The sequence below is a fragment of the Pseudomonas sp. WS 5010 genome (assembly GCF_012985565.1).
Taxonomy (GTDB): Bacteria; Pseudomonadota; Gammaproteobacteria; order Pseudomonadales; family Pseudomonadaceae; genus Aquipseudomonas.
Map to the genome: position 1 here is coordinate 1 of NZ_JAAQWQ010000041.1, position 514 is coordinate 514.

Annotated in this window: 1 protein-coding gene; it reads left to right on the forward strand. The window is 55.1% G+C overall.

Annotated features, from left to right (window positions below; all coding sequences use genetic code 11):
- On the forward strand, positions 1-514 hold a 514-nt coding region (locus HBO11_RS28490; protein ID WP_170059078.1), incomplete at both ends, for an immunoglobulin-like domain-containing protein.

Consider the following 514-nt stretch of genomic DNA (forward strand, 5'->3'; position numbering starts at 1 on the left):
AGATCGTCTACACCGCTACCTTGGTGGATAAGAACGGCGCGCCGGTGACTAACATCACCAGCCCTGTGACTGTGACTCTGGATAACAACCAGATCATCACCATTGGCGTGAACCAGTCGAGCGGTACCGTTTCGGTTGTGGCTCCAGATGACGTGTACAAAGGTGATCAAACCGTTACTACCGGCATTAAAGAAGTCGCCGGTGGCGCGCACTTCGAGAACCTGGTTCCGGGCACTGATAAAGTCACCACCGTCGTGACGGATACACCGGGCACCGATAACACTACAACTGTGACCCTGACTGCTCCTTCGGAAGTGAGTGAAGGTGGAAAAATCACCTACACCGCCACGCTTTCTAATAAAGCGGATACCGACGTCACCCTGACCCTCGACAACAAACAAACCATCACCATCAAGGCTGGCGAAACCGTCGGCACCGTGACGGTGGACGCTCCAGGCGATGACGTGTTCATCGACAAGAGCACCCAGACCGTCCAGATCACCGGCACTAACGG